This is a genomic window from Actinokineospora guangxiensis (assembly GCF_042657845.1).
Taxonomy (GTDB): Bacteria; Actinomycetota; Actinomycetes; order Mycobacteriales; family Pseudonocardiaceae; genus Actinokineospora; species Actinokineospora guangxiensis.
The window spans coordinates 255,603-270,697 of sequence record NZ_JBHSKF010000002.1; the positions used below are offsets into that span (position 1 = coordinate 255,603).

The window sequence follows — 15,095 nt, forward strand, 5'->3', positions numbered from 1 at the left end:
CCTCAGCTGTCGCGCGGGTAGAGCTTGAGCACCCTGCCGTTGAGGTCGGCGAGCAGGTACGCGCCGCCGTAGTCGTCGCTGAGGTAGAGCTTGAACTCGGCGGTGCCGTCGATGATGTCGGTGTCGATGATGATGTAGCGCATCGTCGGCTTGGGGACGCCGAGGTCCTTCTCCGCCCGCTTCCACATGGAGGGCAGGGCGTCCCAGTTGACGTCATCGAGGTCGAGGACGGCGCGGTCGGCGTCGACGGTGTCGGGGCCTTCGCGGATGGCCTCGCCGTTGCGGTACTGGAAGTCGTCGAAGCCGTTCTTGACCGCCTTGGCGGGCGCGGTGGCCCTGGCGAAGTCGGGGTAGATGGTCAGGTCGGAGACCTTGGTGCCGCCCATGACCTTGCTCAGCTCGCCGACCACCTCGCGCGCGCCCGCCGGGCTGAGCAGGGTGTCCGGCGGTGCCTCGGTCGTGGTCGCGGTCGTGGTGGTCGTGGCCTCGCGGGTCTCCGGGTCGGTCGTGGTGACCTTGACCTTCGGGACGGACACGGTCGTGGTGCCCCCCGCGCCCGCGCGGTTGTCCTCGGGATCGTCCTTGGCGCTGAAGCTGTTGACCAGCAGCAGCGTGACCGTCACGACCAGCGCCACGGCGGTCAGCGAGAACAGGACCGCGCCGAGCTGCTTGCGGCCCGGCTTGGCCACCGGGTGCGACGGGCTGGGCTGGTAGAAGGGCTTGGCGACCGGGTGGGAGTGGGACTGCTGGAAGCCCGGCTTGGGGAACGGGTGCGACGGGGACTGCTGGTGGGCGGGGTGCTGGTTGGGGTACCACTGCCCGCCGGGCGGGGTCTGGCCGGGCGGGGTCGGGTAGGCCTGGAACGCCGGACCGGCCGGGGTGGGCGGGCCCAGCGGCGCGCCGTGCTCGGCGGCGGCCAGCATGCGGTCGAGGACCTCGCCGGTGGGGCGCGCGGCCGGGTCGGAGACCAGGACGGCGCTCAGCGCCTGGCCCAGCGCGCCCGCGCGGCGCGGCGGCGGGACCTGCTCGGTCATCACCGCCGCCAGGGTCGCCATCGTGGTGGCGCGGCGCATCGGGTGGTAGCCCTCGACGGACACGTACAGCAGCATCGCCAGCGACCACAGGTCCGAGGCGGTCTTGGTCTCGTCGCCGAGCAGGCGCTCGGGGGCGATGTACTCCGGCGAGCCGATCACCTCGCCGGTGGCGGTGAGCTGGCCGGAGTCGTGCAGCGCGGCGATGCCGAAGTCGGTGAGGACGGCCCCGCCGCTCGCGCGCAGCAGGACGTTGCCGGGCTTGACGTCGCGGTGCAGCACGCCCGCCGCGTGCGCCGCGCGCAGGGCGCCGAGCACGTCGCGCCCGATGCGGGCCGCCTCGGCGGGGGACAGCACGCCCGCGCGCAGGCGCTCGTCCAGCGAGGTGCCCTGGACCAGCTCCATGACGATCCACGGGTACGGGGTGTCGTCCTCGATGATCTGGTAGATCGAGACCACGTTCGGGTGCTGGAGCCTGGCCAGGGCACGCGACTCGCGCAGCACCCGCTCCCGCTGCTGGGCGGCCAGCTCGGCGTTGTGCTCGTACAGCGCGGCGTCGGCCGGGCGCACCTCCTTGATGGCGACCTCGCGGTGCAGTCCGGTGTCCCGGGCCCGCCACACCGTTCCCATCCCACCGCTGCCCAGCGGCTCCAGCAGCTCGAACCGGCCGCCCACCACCCGACCGGTCTGTCCACGCTCTGACACCGGGCACACGCTAGCAACCACCCGAACGGGTGCATTCGACCGATGGACCTGATGTTCGCAGTGGCGAACGCGGAGGTCAGCCGTCGGCGTTGAGGAGCAGCGCGAGCCTGCGCATGACGTCGAGCTGGGCGGGCCGGTACAGCTCGACCAATCCCTTGACGATCACCGACAGCGCGTACTCCGCGCCGTGCGGGCTCCTGGCGGGAGCGTCCTTGAGCCGCGGGTGCTCGCGCATCTGCCTGCGCACCTCGGGGGCCAGGCGCTCGGCCAGCCGCTGCCGGGCGTCCTCCGAGGTGTCCTCGGCGAGGGCGTCGAACTCCGTCTCGACGGCGGCGCGCGGCGCGGAGTGCAGGTCGCGGAGGGCGGCCATCGCGGGCGGGTCGAAGAGGCGGGAGTAGACCAGCAGCAGCGAGCGGTCGGCGTCGGTGAGGTCCGCGGCGTGCTCGTCGAAGCCGGGGGGCAGGTCCACGAGGGTGCGGTTGCGCAGGACCAGCGCCAGGTCCTCGCGCATGCGCTGCTGGCGTTCGATGCTCGCCGCCAGCTCCGCGTCGAGCGCGCGCAGCGCCTGCTCGGCGGTCTCGTCGGACTCCTCCACCGCCGGGATGTCCGCCAGCGCGACGCCCAGGTCGACCAGCCTGCGGATGCGCAGCAGCCGGACCAGGTGCGCGACCTGGTAGCGCTTGTAGCCGTTCGCGGCGCGCTCGGGCTCATCGAGCAGTCCGATGCGGTGGTAGTAGCGGACGGTCTTCACCGTCGCGCCCGCGAGTTCGGCCAGCTCGCGCGTGCTCCACGCCATCGGCCCATTGCACACCGTGCCCCGGGGGCAGGGTCAAGACGACGCGCCCGTCCAGGGCCCACCGCTTGACCCTGCCCCCAGGGCACGGTCTCGAATGGGTGGCACACCACAGGAGCAGATCGGGGAGAAACGACATGGAACGAAGGCGAAAAGCGGCCCTGGTGGCCGTGGTCGGCGTCGTCGGGTCGCTGCTCGCGACACCAGCCGCGCAGGCGGGCCAGGCCGCGCCGGGCGTGCGATGGGGTGCGTGTCCGGAGGACATCACCGCACCGGTGCTGGAGTGCGCCACCGTGCTGGCGCCCTTGGACTACAGCGACCCCGGCGGCGAGGAGATCGAGCTGACGATCTCCCGGCTGCCCAGCGCCAACCCGTCGGCCCGGCGGGGCGTGCTGATGCTCAACCCGGGCGGCCCCGGCGGCTCGGGCCTGTCGATGCCCGCCGACCTGGCGGACCTGGGGATGCCCGCGTCGGTGCTGGACACCTACGACCTCATCGGCATGGACACCAGGGGTGTCGGCCACTCGACGCCGGTGAGCTGCGGCTTCACCGCCGATCAGGAGTACTTCGGCAACATCCCGCCCTACGCGGTCGACGATGCCGCCGTCGTCCGCCAGGCGGAGATCGCCAAGTCGGTGGCCGACCAGTGCGCCGCCAACGATCCCGATGGCAGGCTGCGCCACATCTCCACGGCCACTATGGCCCGGGACCTCGACACCATCCGCGCCGCCCTCGGCGAGGAGAAGACGAGCTTCTTCGGCCTGTCCTACGGAACCGCCCTGGGCGCCGCCTACGCCACCATGTTCCCGGAGCGCACCGACCGGGTCCTGCTGGACAGCAACGTCGGCGACACCGCGCTGGACCACGACGGCATGCGCCGCTTCGGCCTCGGGGCCGAGGAGACGTTCCCGGACTTCGCCGCGTGGGTGGCCGCCCGCCACGGCACCTACGACCTGGGGCGCACGCCCGCGCAGGTGCGCCGGACGTACTTCGCGCTGGCGGAGCGGGTGGATGAGCGACCGGTGGCGGGGATCAACGGAACCCTCTTCCGGCTCGGGACCTTCGCCGGGCTGTACAAGGAGCGCAGCTACGCCAGGACCGCCCAGATGTGGCAGTCGGTGAAGCGGGGCGAGGAGACTCCCGCGCCCGGTATCGACGGCTCGCAGTTCGACAACCCGTGGACGGTGTTCCTCGCCGTCACCTGCAACGACGTGGAGTGGCCCGAGGACGTGGCCACCTACCGCCGGGACGTCGCGCAGGATCGGGAGAAGCACCCGCTGTACGGGGCGGCCGGGGCCAACGTCATGCCGTGCGCGTTCTGGCGCCACGACCCACAGCCCCGCGTGGAGATCAGCGACGAGGGCCCGCGCAACATCCTGGTCCTGCAGAACCTCCGCGACCCGGCGACGCCGCACCTGGGCGGCAAGCTCGTGCGCGCGAAGTTCGGCGAGCGGGCGCGGATGGTGAGTGTCGACGGCTCCGGGCACGGGGTCTACGTGTACGACGACAACGCCTGTGCCCTGAACGTCACCACGAAGTACCTGGTCGACGGGGTGATGCCCCAGCGCGACCTGACGTGCCGGGCGTCCGCGGCGTCCGGGCTCGCGCTGACGCCGGACGGGCAGGAGCGCCGGGAGCGAACGCTGGAGCGGCTGCGGTCCGAGCGGTGAGCGAACGCGGGGGCCGAGCCACCGGCCCGGCCCCCGCGCCGTGCCACCGCTCAGGGGCGGTAAGGCTCCGGAGCGCCGGGGAAGTCCTGAACCGCCTCGGTGTACGGGGCGGCGGCCTCGCCGAAGCCCTGAGCGGCCTCGGTGTACGGGGCGGCTGCCTCGCCGAATGCCCCGGGGACGTCCTGGGCTGCCTCGGCGTACGGCGCGACGGCCTCGGTCGCGGTCCCGCCGAAGTCCTGAGCCATCCCGGTGGCGTCCGCGACGTACCCCTCGGCGGCCCCGCTCACCGCGGCGGTCTGCTCGCCGACGACATCAGCCCCCGGCAGCGACGACGCCACGTCACCCACCTGGTCGGAAGCGCCGGAGAACATCTCGGCGGCCTTGTCCCGGAGGGAGTCGAACAGGCTCATGTCAAACCCTTCAGCTAGAGCGGCACAGCGAACTATTCCGACAATACCGGCAAGATCGCGATGCCGCCTCCCGCTCTCATGTTGTCCGAAGTGGACAAATCAGCGCCTGCCGGGGACGAAGTTCATCACGTCCCGGTTCGCACCAAGGCGAGGACCGGTGGCGCCCGCCTCCGCATGTCCCCGCTCCCGAGCGACTCCCCGCGCCACGGTCACGCCGAAAGACCAGTACCACGGCTGAAAGTGAACAACCCTGCGACCGTCGCACTTGCTCGCGAACCTCTCCACCTTGCGCGACGGACAGGAGCCGGTGCCGACAGGCGAACACCACCGCGCCCACGGCCACCGGAACCGGCACGGCCACCACCGCGATGGCCGTGCCCAACCCCCCGCTCACGAGACCCCGTGCCGCAAGCTGTGCGCGATCCCGCCTCCTGCCGGGACACCTCGGGCCACGCGGCCGGGCTGGTCGTGCTGACGTCCAAGACCGCCACGTGGTCGCCCGTCGGCAACGGCGCCAGCCCCACCGCCCGGAACGTCGGCACCACCAGCTCCGCGGCAGTGCCGAAGCGGCCTGCCGGCATCCGGAGCTCCCCGATCACCAGCCCGCCGCGGCAGCCGCCGGATCGGCGGACCGCAGCCGCTCCAGCGCGGCCCTGGCCTGGGCCTCCAGGTCGTTGGCGGCGCGCTGCATCGGGACGAGGTCGGCGTGCCAGCGCCGCGGCGCGTCGGCGGCGGCGTTGAGGGAGCGGTTGGCCTTGTCGAGGTAGTCGGCAGCTCGCCGAGCTTGTGCCGGAAGAGGTCGGCGGCCTCGCACCGCCAGAGCCCTGGTAGGCGGTGCCCAGCGACTTGACGCGGCCCGTTCGGGCGCAAACACGGGTTCAGGGCAGCGATGCCAGCAGCGCCGCCGCGAGGAAGGCGTCCAGGGCGGGGGAGTGGCAGCCCGCCCGGGGCGGGACCAGATGGAAGGGGTGCGGGAGGTCGGCGTCGGCGAGCAGGTCGTCGGGGCCGCGCAGGCTCGGGGGATAGGCGTGCGGGACGGCTTCGACCAGCACCGCGCCCGCGGTGATGCCCTCCGGGGCGAGCGCGGCGGGGCCCGCGGCCACGACCAGGTTCGCGCCGAAGGCCGCGGTCCGGGCGTCGGCGGCGACGGCCAGCCCGACCCCCGCGAGGTCGAGGTGGTCGGCGAGGCGGGCGGGCGGCGGGCCCGCCGCGGTGACGGCGATGTGGGTGATGGCGGGCAGCGCCTGGCAGAGCACGCGCGCGTGCCACCACACGTCCGGGGCCGCGCCGATGACGCCCGCGGTGATCACCGCGGGGGGCAGCAGGTCGACGGCGGCGGCCGCGGCGCAGCCCGCCTGCCGGATGGCGCGCACCGCGGCTGCGGGCAGCTCGGCCTTTCCCCCGGTGAGCGGGTCGGCTATCAGCAGCACCGGGTCGCCGTCGGGCGGTTCCCCCAGCGGCTGGGCGGCACCGGACGCGCGCAGCTCGGCGAGCGCCGCGCGCAGCACGGCGGACACGTCGACGTGCTCGGTGAGCGCCCAGAGGTCGTCGTCGGTGAGTGTTCTGGTGCCGTCTCGCATCGGTGCCCCCATCGTCAGTGGTGATGCGCCCAGGAGCGTGGCTGAGAGCCTTATGCGTTCGCTATCGGCGCGCTAAGCGCTCAGGTAAACCGGATCGAAGTCTCCTGTTGAGCGCGGACCCGTGAACTGGCTCCAGTCCGGCAGAACGCCGGGGGAACCAGCAGAGGGAGCGTCCCAGATGTCCAAGACCGCCGCCCAGGTCAGCAAGTTCGTCGTCGCCGCTTCCGCCCTGTTCGCGGCCTTCGGCGCGGTGTTCGTCGGCGCGGCAGGCGACGACTCGCACTGGGGCGCTCCGACGGTCGCCGACTCCCACTGGGGCGCCACCCCCGCCGACTCGCACTGGGGCTTCACCCCGGCGGACTCGCACTGGGGCGCCACGCCCGCCGACTCGCACTGGGGCTCCGCCCCGGCCGCGACCGTCCTCAACGACTCGCACTGGGGCTGACGGCCCGGTGGCTCACACGAGGTCGAGGTCGGTGAAGACCGTGGCGCGGGCCCGCTCGGCCTGCTCGGACCAGCGGGCGGCTTCCTCGGACTCGGTCCCGGAGAGCAGGTCGAGCGCGGTGTCCAGGCAGGTGCCCGCCTCGGCGGAGCGCTCGGCGGACAGGTGCGCCTCGGCCAGCAGGACCAGCGCCTTGGCCCGCCACAGCGTCGAGCCGAGCTCGGCGAAGCACGCGGCGGCGGCCCGCAGGTGCTCGGCGCCGACCTCCTCGTTGCCCCTGGCGACGGTGACCTCGCCGAGGCTGTACCGCGCCTGCCCCTCGATCCACCGGTCGCCCACCTCGATGGCCAGCGACAGCGAGTGCGACAGCGTGGTGTGCGCGGCGTCCAGCCTGCCCTCGCGGTGGCGGACGGCGCCGAGGGCGTGCAGCGCGTACGCCTCCCCGACCTTGTCGCCCAGGTCGCGCACGACCCGCAGCGTCCGGTGCAGCGCCTGCCGCGCGGCGGCGACGTCGTCCACCCCGAGGTGCAGCTCCGCGAGCCGGTAGGTGACCTGGGCCTCCACCCGGAGGCTGCCCGCGTCCCGGCAGATCGCGACCGCCTCGTCCAGCAGTTCCCGCGCCCGCGCCGTGTCGCCGTCGTCGATGCACAGTTTCGCCAGGCTGGAGAGCACGTGCGCCTCGCCTGCCCGGTCACCGGCCTCGCGCATGCGGCTCAGCGCGTCGGAGTACTTCGCGCGGGCCGTCCCGGACTCCCCGCGCACCCGGCTGATGAAGGCGGAGTTGCGCAGCACCAAGGCCTGCCCGTGCACGTCGCCGCACTCGGTGAACCCGGCGAGCGCGCTCGCGAAGTGCTCGTCGGCCTCGGCGAGCCGCTTCTGCGCCAGGGCGAGGGTGCCGAGGTTGTAGACCGCGGCGGCGTGGCCGCGCTGCTCGCCCTCGGTGACCCGGGCGGCCAGGGTCGCGGTCTCCACCCAGTCATCGATGTAGCCGCGGGTCTCGAACAGGGTCACCGAGGTGAGGGCCAGGTCCCAGCAGGCCTCGACCAGGCCCGTGTCGGCGGCCTGCCGGATCGCCGGGACCAGGCCGCGGCGCTCGCGCTCCCACCACGCCAGCGGCTCGGCGACCGGCTCGGGCAGCTCGGCGTCGGAGGGCCGCCAGCGCGGCGCGGCGCCGTGCAGGACGGTGAAGTCGCCGCCGTACTCCTTGCGGTGGGCGGCGTCGGAGAGGGCGAGCCAGCCGCCGAGGTAGCGCTCGACCGCGGCGTCGCGGCTCTCCTTGGGCTCCTCGTCGGCGAGGCGTTCCTGGCCGAAGACCCGGACCAGGTCGTGGAAGCGGTAGCGGCGGGTGCGCTCGCCGGGCACGGAGCGCACTTCGAGCACGTGCGCGTCGACCAGCGTCTCGACCAGGTCCTCGGCGGCGCGCAGGGAGGTGTCGAGCAGCGCGGCCGGGGCCCATCCGGGGAAGTCGGCGGCGTCGACCACCGCGCACAGCCGGAACAGGCGCCGGGCGCGCTCGGGTAAGCCGCGGTAGGTCAGGGCGATCGTGGAGCGCAGCTCCAGTCCCTTGTGGACGAACTCGTCCAGCCGGTGCTTCTCGTCGTCGAGCCTGCGCACCAGATCGTCGACGCGCCAGTGCGGCCGCGACACCAGCCGCGCCCCCGCGATCCGCAGCGCCAGCGGCAAACCGGAGCACAGCTGCACCAGCCGGTCGCTGGCCTCGGGCTCCTCGGCGACGCGGTCGGGGCCGATTATCCGGCCCAGCAGCGCGACCGACTGGTCCGCGTCGAGGGTCTCCACATCGATGCAGTGCGCGCCGGGCAGGCCCGTCAGCCGGGTGCGGCTGGTGGTGATCACCGCGCAGTGCGGGCTGCCGGGCAGCAGCGGGAGCACCTGCTCCTCGTCGGAGACGTCGTCCAGCACGACGAGCACCCGGCGGTTGGCGAGCTTGCTGCGGTAGAGCTCCGCGCGCTCCAGCGGGTCGTCGGGCACCGACGTGCCGGGCACGCCCAGCGCGCGCAGGAAGCGGGCGAGCTGGCGGGACGCGCCGTCGTCCACGCCGCTGGTGCGCAGGTCGGCGTAGAGCTGCCCGTCGGGGTACTCCTCGACCAGCTCGTGCGCGGCGCGGACCACCATGCTCGACTTGCCGACGCCGCCGGGTCCGCTCACGGCCACGATCGGCATGGCGTAGGGGTCGCGGTCGCCGCAGAGGACGCCGTTGACCTCGGCCAGCTGGCCGCCGCGGCCGGTGAAGTCGGCGATGCTGGGCGGCAGCTGCCGGGGCACCGCGATGCCCTCCTCGGCGGGACGGGCTGCGGCGCGGGTCTCGGCGGGGCGCTCGGGGGCGCGGTCGCCGGGCAGGTCGAGGACCGGGTCGCGGGTGAGGATCGCCTGCTCCATGCGCTCCAGCTCGGGGCCGGGGTCGACCCCGACCTCCTCGGCCAGCAGGGTCCGGGCCCGTCTGCCCGCTTCCAGCGCGTCGGCCTGCCGTCCGCAGCGGTAGAGGGCGAGCATGAGGAAGGCGTGCAGCCTCTCCTGCAGGGGCTGTTCGGCGACCAGCGCGCGTAACTCGCCGATCAGCTCCTGGTGCCTGCCGAGGGTGAGGTCCAGGCGGATGCGCTCCTCCAAGACGGCGGCCTGGCGCTCGTGCAGGCGGGTCGCCTCGCGCAGGGCCGCGGCGCCGGAGATGCCCGCGAGCGCGGGACCGCGCCACAGCGCGAGGGCGGCCCGCAGCTCGGCGACGGCCTCGGCGGGCCGGTTGGCGGCGGCGTGCTCGTGCCCGGCGGCGACGCGGGCGTGGAAGACATCGATGTCCAGCTCGCCGGGGCCGAGGGTGAGCACGTAGCCGGGCGGCTGGGTCCGGATGGCGGCCGAGCCGGACTCGCCGAAGAGCTTGCGCAGCGCGGAGATGCAGATCTGGATCTGGCCGCGGGCGGTTGATGGCGGCGCGTCGTCCCAGACGGCGTCCAGGAGGTGTTCGACGGAGGTGACCCGGTTGGCGTTGAGCGCGAGCAGGGTCAGCACGAGGCGCTGGCGCGGTCCTCCCAGGTCCAGCGTCCGCCCGTTGACCACCAGCTCGGGCGGGCCGAGAAGCCGCAACTCCATCCGACCCCTCCCGGTTCGGCGCGATCGGAGGCTAACAGTCGTAACCGACCGAAGCGTAACGCGACCGCCACGTGGACCGAGACAAGTGCCGCCAAACTGCCGGGTTATGTCGTCAATCGGCCACCACCAGGTGAGGGCCCTGAAGTGAGGAGTCGTCAGTCGGCTATCCGAGCGCTAAACGCCGCCGACAGCGCGTCGAAAGCGGATGCCAAGCGGCGCGGGCGACGGTGTCGGCAGACCGGATGACTGCTGAAGGAGAGACGACATGGGCGATCCCGTGTGCGTCGCCGTGGTGGCGAACGACCCGATGCTGGAAGCGGGCGCGACCAGCGCCCTGCGCTCCTGCCCCGACCTGTCGGTGGTGACGCCCGGCGAGCCCGCGGTCGTCACCGTGGTGATGGTGGACTCCGTCGGCGCCGACGAGCTGGCCGCCGTGCGCGCCACCCGATCGGCCCCGCACCGCCCCGAGGTGGTCATCGTCGCCACCGACGTCGACCCCGGCGCCGCCCAGCGGGCCATCGCGGCGGGCGCGCGGGGACTGCTGCGCCGCAAGGAGGCGACGCCGGTCCGGCTGGCGCGCACCGTGCTGGCCGCCGCGGGCGGCGACTGCACCGTGCCGCCGGACATGCTCAACCGCCTGCTCGACGGCGGCCTGCTCGGCGACCGGGACCTCTCCGCCGCGGGCGGCTGGTCGGCGGCGGGCCTCAGCGACCGCGAGCGCGCTGTGCTCAGCCTCGTCGCCGACGGGCACGAGACCAGCGAGATCGCCAGGACGCTGTCCTACTCCACCCGCACGGTCACCACCGTCGTGCACGACATCACCCGCCGGTTCCGGCTGCGCAACCGCGCGCACGCCGTGGCCTACGCACTCCGGGCGGGTCTGCTGTGACCGCCCTGCTGGCCCCGCCCGCCGCGCTGCCGGTGCGGGTCGTCGCCGCCGACGAGAGCACGCGCGCCAAGATCACCTCCGCGCTCCGCCTAGCGGGCGTCCCGTTATCCGGGCCCGCGGGCGGGTCCGCCGTCGTCGCGGCGGTGGGGGAGACGGTGGAGGACGCCATCGACGCCTGCGGGACCGCGACCCCGGGCCTGGTGGTGGCCGAGCGCTTCAGCCAGATCGGCGTGCGCCGGGCGCTGCGTATGGGCGCGAGCGCGATGCTGCGCACCGCCGACCTCACCCCGGCCCGCCTCCTCGCCGCCGTCGACGCCGCCCGCTCCGGCGACGGCCGCGTCCCCCACGAGGTCCTGGTCCGCCTCCTCGGCGGCCCCGAACCCGTCGAACCCGTACCCGCGGTGCTCACCCGCAGGCAGACGAGTGTCCTGGGCCTGATGGCCGATGGCCACGGCAACGCCGACATCGCCAGGATGCTGCGCTGCTCGGAGCACACGGTGAAGAACGTCATCTACGAGCTGATGGGCAGGCTCCAGGCCCGAAACCGCTCCCACGCCGTCGCCACGGCCATCCGCACAGGCCTGATCTGAGCGACCCCGGTCGAGCGAACCCCGGTCGAGCGAGCCTGGTGCGAACGGCGGCAGTCCACAGCCGCCGCATTCGCCTGGAACCCGCACCGCCGCCTTCGATAACCAGGCGGCGGGGGGCGGTGTCCGCCTGGCCAGACCGCCTTGCCGACACCGCGTGCCGGGATATCGCCCCGGTGGTCCTCGTATCCGGTTGACTCCGGCCATCTCCGGCAACACAGCATCGACAGCACCCTCGGCACACCGGCCGACAGCACTGTGAGGGGTGGCCCATCCGGGCCACCCCTCACAGCCGTCTCGGTCAGACCGCGGCGGCGTCCATCTGCTTGCGCAGGCTCAGCGGGCGCATGTCCGTCCACACCGCACCGATGTGGTCGAGGCACTCCTGCTTGGTTCCCGTCGTGCCCTCGGCGTACCAGCCCAGGGGCAGGTCGCGGCCTGCCCGCCAGATCGAGTACTGCTCCTCGTCGTTGCGGACTACGCGGTAGGTTCCCTCGTCGCTCATCGATCCGGTCCTCCTGAACTGTGGGGCGAACAGGCTCAAGCGTGTACCCCGGCCGGGGTTCGGCACAGGGAGAAAAGCGCAGAAGCCGTCGCGGTGGATGGCTGCCGCTCCTTCTCTGGTGACACCCACCCGCCGACGGGCAGCGTTGTGCCACAAGCCGGCGCCCAGAGGCCCGGTCTCGGTACTGGAGGAGGTGTCCGGTGGGCTCCGGTGGCTTGATGTCCTTCGCTCAGCGGCGGTTGTGGTTCCTGGACCAGCTGCACCCCGGATCGGCCGACTACCTGCTGCCCGTGGCGCTGCGGGTGGGTGGGCCGCTGGACGTCGGGGCGCTGGCCGGGGCGCTGCGGGCGGTCGCCGGGCGGCACGAGGTGCTGCGCACGCGGTTTCCCGCCGAGGACGGCGATCCGGTCGCGGTGCTGGAGCCGGCCTCGGCCGTGCCGGTCGACCTGGTCGACCTGAGCGGCCGTACGGAATCCGAAGTGGACGCCTGGGTCGCCGCTGAGGCGGGCAGGCCCATCGATGTCGGCGCGGGCGTCCCGCTGCGCGCCGTGCTGGGCAGGCTCGCCGACGACGAGCACGTGCTGGTGATCGTCGTGCACCACATCGCCTTCGACTTCGGCTCCTGGCCGGTGCTCACCCGCGAGCTGGCCGCCCATTACGGCGAGCTGACCGGAGGCGGCCCCGCCGACCTCGCGCCGCTGGCCACCAGCTACGCCGAGCACGCCCGCGCCCACGGCGAGCGCCTGGCGGGCAAGCGCATGGAGGCCGGACTGGCGCACTGGACCGGCAAGCTCGCCGACCTGCCGCCGCTGCGCCTGCCCACCGACAAGCCCCGGCCCGCCGAGTGGACCGGCGCGGGCGCGATCGGCCGCTTCCAGGTCCCCGCCGACCTGCTCGCCGAGGTCGACGCGTTCGCCAGGGCCAACAGGTCCACCCGGTACATGGTGCTGCTGGCCGCCTTCCAGGCGCTGCTCGCCCGCTACAGCGGCCAGACCGACTTCGCCGTCGGCACCCCGGTGACCGGCCGCGACCGGGTCGCCGCCGAGGCGCTGATCGGGCTGTTCGTCAACACGATCGCGCTGCGCGCCGACGTCGCGGGCGAGCCGAGCTTCACCGAGCTGCTCGGCCGGGTCCGCGCGGGCATGCTCGCCGACCTGCGACACGCCGACATCCCCTTCGACCAGGTCGTCACCGAGCTGGCCCCGGCCCGCGACCTCTCCCGCAACCCGCTGTTCCAGGTCACCTTCTCGCTGCTGGCCGCCGGCGTCGCCGGGGTCGGCCTGCCCGGCCTGGACGTGGCGATGCGGCCGTCGCCGCCCACCGGCCTGCCCTTCGACCTGGTGCTGGACCTGATCCCAGTCGGCGACGGCCTCGCCGGGCGCGTGCAGTACGCCACCTCCCTGTTCGACACCGACAGCGTCGAGCGCATCGGCGCCGACTACCCCGTCCTGCTGCGCGCCGCGCTCGCCGCCCCCGACACCCCGGTGACCGCCCACACCGCGCTCATCCCGGCCCTGCCCGGCCGCGAGCGCGCCCGGCTCCTGGCCCACGGCAACGACACCGCCGCCCCGCCGCCCACCGGCACGGTGGTCGAGCTGATCGCCGAGCAGGCGGCCCGCACCCCGGAGCTGCCCGCCGTGCGCTCGCACGACGGCGACCTCACCCACGCCCAGCTCGACGCCGCCGCCAACCGCCTCGCCCACCACCTGCGCGGGCTCGGCGTCGGCCGGGGCTCGGTGGTCGGGGTGCACCTCGACCGCGGCCACCGGCTGCCGATCGCCCTGCTCGGCGTGCTCAAGGCGGGCGCGGCCTACGTGCCGCTGGACCCCGACTACCCGCCCCGCCGCCTGGAGTTCTTCCTCGCCGACACCGGCGCGACCGCGCTCATCACCGAGACCGCGCTCGCCGACGTGCTCGCCGCGGGCGGGGCCGTCCCCGTGCTGATCGACGCCCACGCCGAGGCCATCGCCGCGCACCCGGACACCCCGCCGGAGCCCGGCCCCACCCCCGAGGACCTCGCCTACACCATCTACACCTCGGGCTCGACCGGCCTGCCCAAGGGCGTGATGATCGACCACCGCGGCCTCGCCGAGTTCCTGGTGTCCATGGTGGACCGCCCCGGGATGGAGCCGGGCACCGCGGTCGTCGGCCTCACCACCGTCTCCTTCGACCCGTCGGTGTTGGAGCTGTACCTGCCGCTGCTGACCGGCGCGCACGTCGTGATCGCCTCGGCCGAGCAGGCCCGCGACCCGCAGCGCCTGGCCGCGCTCATCGCCGAGCACGGCCCGCGCGTGCTCCAGGCCACCCCGGTCACGCTGCGGATGCTGCTGGACTCCGGCTGGTCGCCGCCGTCCACGCTGACCGTCCTGGCGGGCGGGGAGAAGCTGCCGCCGGAGCTGGTGCGCAGGCTCTCCGCCGACGGTGCCCAGGTCTGGGACTTCTACGGCCCCACCGAGACCACCGTGTGGGCGACCACGGCCCGCGTCGACGCCGAGGGCCGCGTGCTGGACTGGGCCGCGCAGAACAACTCCACCGTCTTCCTCCTCGACGCCGACCTGGAGCCGGTGGCCGACGGCGCGGTGGGGGAGATCTACCTCGGCGGCGCGGGCATGGCCGTCGGCTACCGCAACCGGCCGGACACCACCGCCGAGCGGTTCCTGCCCGACCCGTTCTCCGCCGAGCCCGGCGCGCGCCTGTACCGCACCGGCGACCTCGGCAGGCGCGGGCCCGGCGCCGCCGTGGCCATCCTGGGCCGCGCCGACCACCAGGTGAAGATCCGCGGGCACCGGATGGAGCCCGGCGAGATCGAGGCCGCGCTGCTGGAGCACCCCGGTGTGCGGGCGGCCGTCGTGCACCCGACCCCGGCCCCCGACGGCGACCTGCAGCTCACCGCCTACCTGGTCGGCGATCCGCCCGGCGCCGACGAGCTGCGCCCGTTCCTGCTGGCGTCGCTGCCCGACTACATGCTCCCCGCCGCCTACGTCGTGCTCGACGAGCTGCCCAAGACCGCCAACGGCAAGGTCGACCGGCTCGCGCTGCCGCTGCCGGAAGCCCCGGCGGCCCACGCCAAGGTCCTGCCGAGCACCCCCGACGAGAAGGTTGTCGCCGGAGTGTGGGCCGAGGTGCTGAACACCGACGCGTTCGGCGTGCACGACAGCTTCTTCGACGTCGGCGGGCACTCCCTGCTGGCCACCCGGGTCGCGGTGCGGCTGCGCGCCGCGCTCTCGGTGGACGTGCCGGTGCGCGCCCTGTTCGACCACAGCAGCGTCGCCGCGCTCGCCGCCGCCCTGCCGAGCTACCCCCGCATGACCGAGACCACCGCCGCGCCGGTCCTGCGCAGCAGGCGGCGGACCGCCGCCACCCCCCGCTGAGGCACAAGGA

At 74.1% G+C, this 15,095-nt stretch carries 12 protein-coding genes; 5 read left to right on the top strand and 7 right to left on the bottom strand.

Annotation, left to right across the window (positions count from 1 at the left end):
- Positions 1-2 precede the first annotated feature (2 nt).
- Together ACFPM7_RS05045 and ACFPM7_RS05050 are read right to left on the bottom strand one after the other, a co-directional pair.
- A complete protein-coding gene (locus ACFPM7_RS05045; RefSeq protein WP_378244310.1) occupies positions 3-1,736 on the bottom strand; it encodes a serine/threonine-protein kinase in 1,734 nt (577 codons plus the stop codon).
- 76 nt (positions 1,737-1,812) lie between these two features.
- Positions 1,813-2,532 carry a MerR family transcriptional regulator gene (locus tag ACFPM7_RS05050; RefSeq protein ID WP_378244312.1) on the bottom strand — a complete coding sequence of 240 codons (720 nt, stop codon included), beginning with the start codon at positions 2,530-2,532 and terminating at the stop codon, positions 1,813-1,815.
- A gap of 134 nt (positions 2,533-2,666) precedes the next feature.
- On the opposite strand from ACFPM7_RS05050, the gene ACFPM7_RS05055 reads away from it, so the two are divergent.
- On the top strand, positions 2,667-4,199 hold the full coding sequence (locus ACFPM7_RS05055; protein ID WP_378244314.1) for an alpha/beta hydrolase: 1,533 nt from the start codon (positions 2,667-2,669) through the stop codon (positions 4,197-4,199).
- A gap of 50 nt (positions 4,200-4,249) precedes the next feature.
- Here the strand turns inward: ACFPM7_RS05055 and ACFPM7_RS05060 are convergent, their stop codons facing one another.
- The 3 genes from ACFPM7_RS05060 to ACFPM7_RS05070 form a co-directional block, all read right to left on the bottom strand.
- Positions 4,250-4,609 carry a hypothetical protein gene (locus ACFPM7_RS05060; RefSeq protein ID WP_378244316.1) on the bottom strand — a complete coding sequence of 120 codons (360 nt, stop codon included), beginning with the start codon at positions 4,607-4,609 and terminating at the stop codon, positions 4,250-4,252.
- A gap of 595 nt (positions 4,610-5,204) precedes the next feature.
- Positions 5,205-5,423, bottom strand: coding sequence for a hypothetical protein (locus ACFPM7_RS05065; protein ID WP_378244318.1), 219 nt, complete (start codon positions 5,421-5,423; stop codon positions 5,205-5,207).
- Between the two features lie 64 nt (positions 5,424-5,487).
- Entirely contained in the window at positions 5,488-6,189 is a 702-nt protein-coding gene (locus ACFPM7_RS05070; protein WP_378244320.1) for a hypothetical protein, read from the bottom strand.
- 178 nt (positions 6,190-6,367) lie between these two features.
- Here ACFPM7_RS05070 and ACFPM7_RS05075 point away from each other — a divergent pair, with 178 nt between their 5' ends.
- Positions 6,368-6,634, top strand: a complete 267-nt coding sequence (locus tag ACFPM7_RS05075; protein ID WP_378244322.1) for a 5'-nucleotidase — start codon at positions 6,368-6,370, stop codon at positions 6,632-6,634.
- Positions 6,635-6,646: 12 nt separating this feature from the next.
- On the opposite strand, the gene ACFPM7_RS05080 is transcribed toward ACFPM7_RS05075, so the two are convergent.
- On the bottom strand, positions 6,647-9,733 hold the full coding sequence (locus tag ACFPM7_RS05080) for an AfsR/SARP family transcriptional regulator (protein WP_378244325.1): 3,087 nt from the start codon (positions 9,731-9,733) through the stop codon (positions 6,647-6,649).
- Positions 9,734-9,998: 265 nt separating this feature from the next.
- On the opposite strand from ACFPM7_RS05080, the gene ACFPM7_RS05085 reads away from it, so the two are divergent.
- Together ACFPM7_RS05085 and ACFPM7_RS05090 are read left to right on the top strand one after the other, a co-directional pair.
- Positions 9,999-10,622, top strand: a complete 624-nt coding sequence (locus ACFPM7_RS05085) for a helix-turn-helix transcriptional regulator (RefSeq protein WP_378244327.1) — start codon at positions 9,999-10,001, stop codon at positions 10,620-10,622.
- On the top strand, positions 10,619-11,212 hold the full coding sequence (locus ACFPM7_RS05090) for a response regulator transcription factor (protein WP_378244329.1): 594 nt from the start codon (positions 10,619-10,621) through the stop codon (positions 11,210-11,212). Before ACFPM7_RS05085 ends, ACFPM7_RS05090 begins: the two co-directional genes overlap by 4 nt.
- 298 nt (positions 11,213-11,510) lie before the next feature.
- Here ACFPM7_RS05090 and ACFPM7_RS05095 read toward each other — a convergent pair whose 3' ends face one another.
- A complete protein-coding gene (locus tag ACFPM7_RS05095) occupies positions 11,511-11,714 on the bottom strand; it encodes an MbtH family protein (RefSeq protein WP_378244331.1) in 204 nt (67 codons plus the stop codon).
- A gap of 218 nt (positions 11,715-11,932) precedes the next feature.
- Between ACFPM7_RS05095 and ACFPM7_RS05100 the strand changes: the two genes are divergently transcribed.
- Entirely contained in the window at positions 11,933-15,085 is a 3,153-nt protein-coding gene (locus tag ACFPM7_RS05100) for an amino acid adenylation domain-containing protein (protein ID WP_378244332.1), read from the top strand.
- Positions 15,086-15,095 lie beyond the last annotated feature (10 nt).

What these genes read in the sequence shown, in the direction of transcription:
- ACFPM7_RS05050 (WP_378244312.1), bottom strand. Translation starts at nt 2,532, where the DNA reads ATGGCGTGGAGCACGCGCGAGCTGGCCGAACTCGCGGGCGCGACGGTG.
- ACFPM7_RS05055 (WP_378244314.1), top strand. Translation starts at nt 2,667, where the DNA reads ATGGAACGAAGGCGAAAAGCGGCCCTGGTGGCCGTGGTCGGCGTCGTC.
- ACFPM7_RS05060 (WP_378244316.1), bottom strand. Translation starts at nt 4,609, where the DNA reads ATGAGCCTGTTCGACTCCCTCCGGGACAAGGCCGCCGAGATGTTCTCC.
- ACFPM7_RS05070 (WP_378244320.1), bottom strand. Translation starts at nt 6,189, where the DNA reads ATGCGAGACGGCACCAGAACACTCACCGACGACGACCTCTGGGCGCTC.
- ACFPM7_RS05075 (WP_378244322.1), top strand. Translation starts at nt 6,368, where the DNA reads ATGTCCAAGACCGCCGCCCAGGTCAGCAAGTTCGTCGTCGCCGCTTCC.
- ACFPM7_RS05080 (WP_378244325.1), bottom strand. Translation starts at nt 9,733, where the DNA reads ATGGAGTTGCGGCTTCTCGGCCCGCCCGAGCTGGTGGTCAACGGGCGG.
- ACFPM7_RS05085 (WP_378244327.1), top strand. Translation starts at nt 9,999, where the DNA reads ATGGGCGATCCCGTGTGCGTCGCCGTGGTGGCGAACGACCCGATGCTG.
- ACFPM7_RS05095 (WP_378244331.1), bottom strand. Translation starts at nt 11,714, where the DNA reads ATGAGCGACGAGGGAACCTACCGCGTAGTCCGCAACGACGAGGAGCAG.
- ACFPM7_RS05100 (WP_378244332.1), top strand. Translation starts at nt 11,933, where the DNA reads ATGTCCTTCGCTCAGCGGCGGTTGTGGTTCCTGGACCAGCTGCACCCC.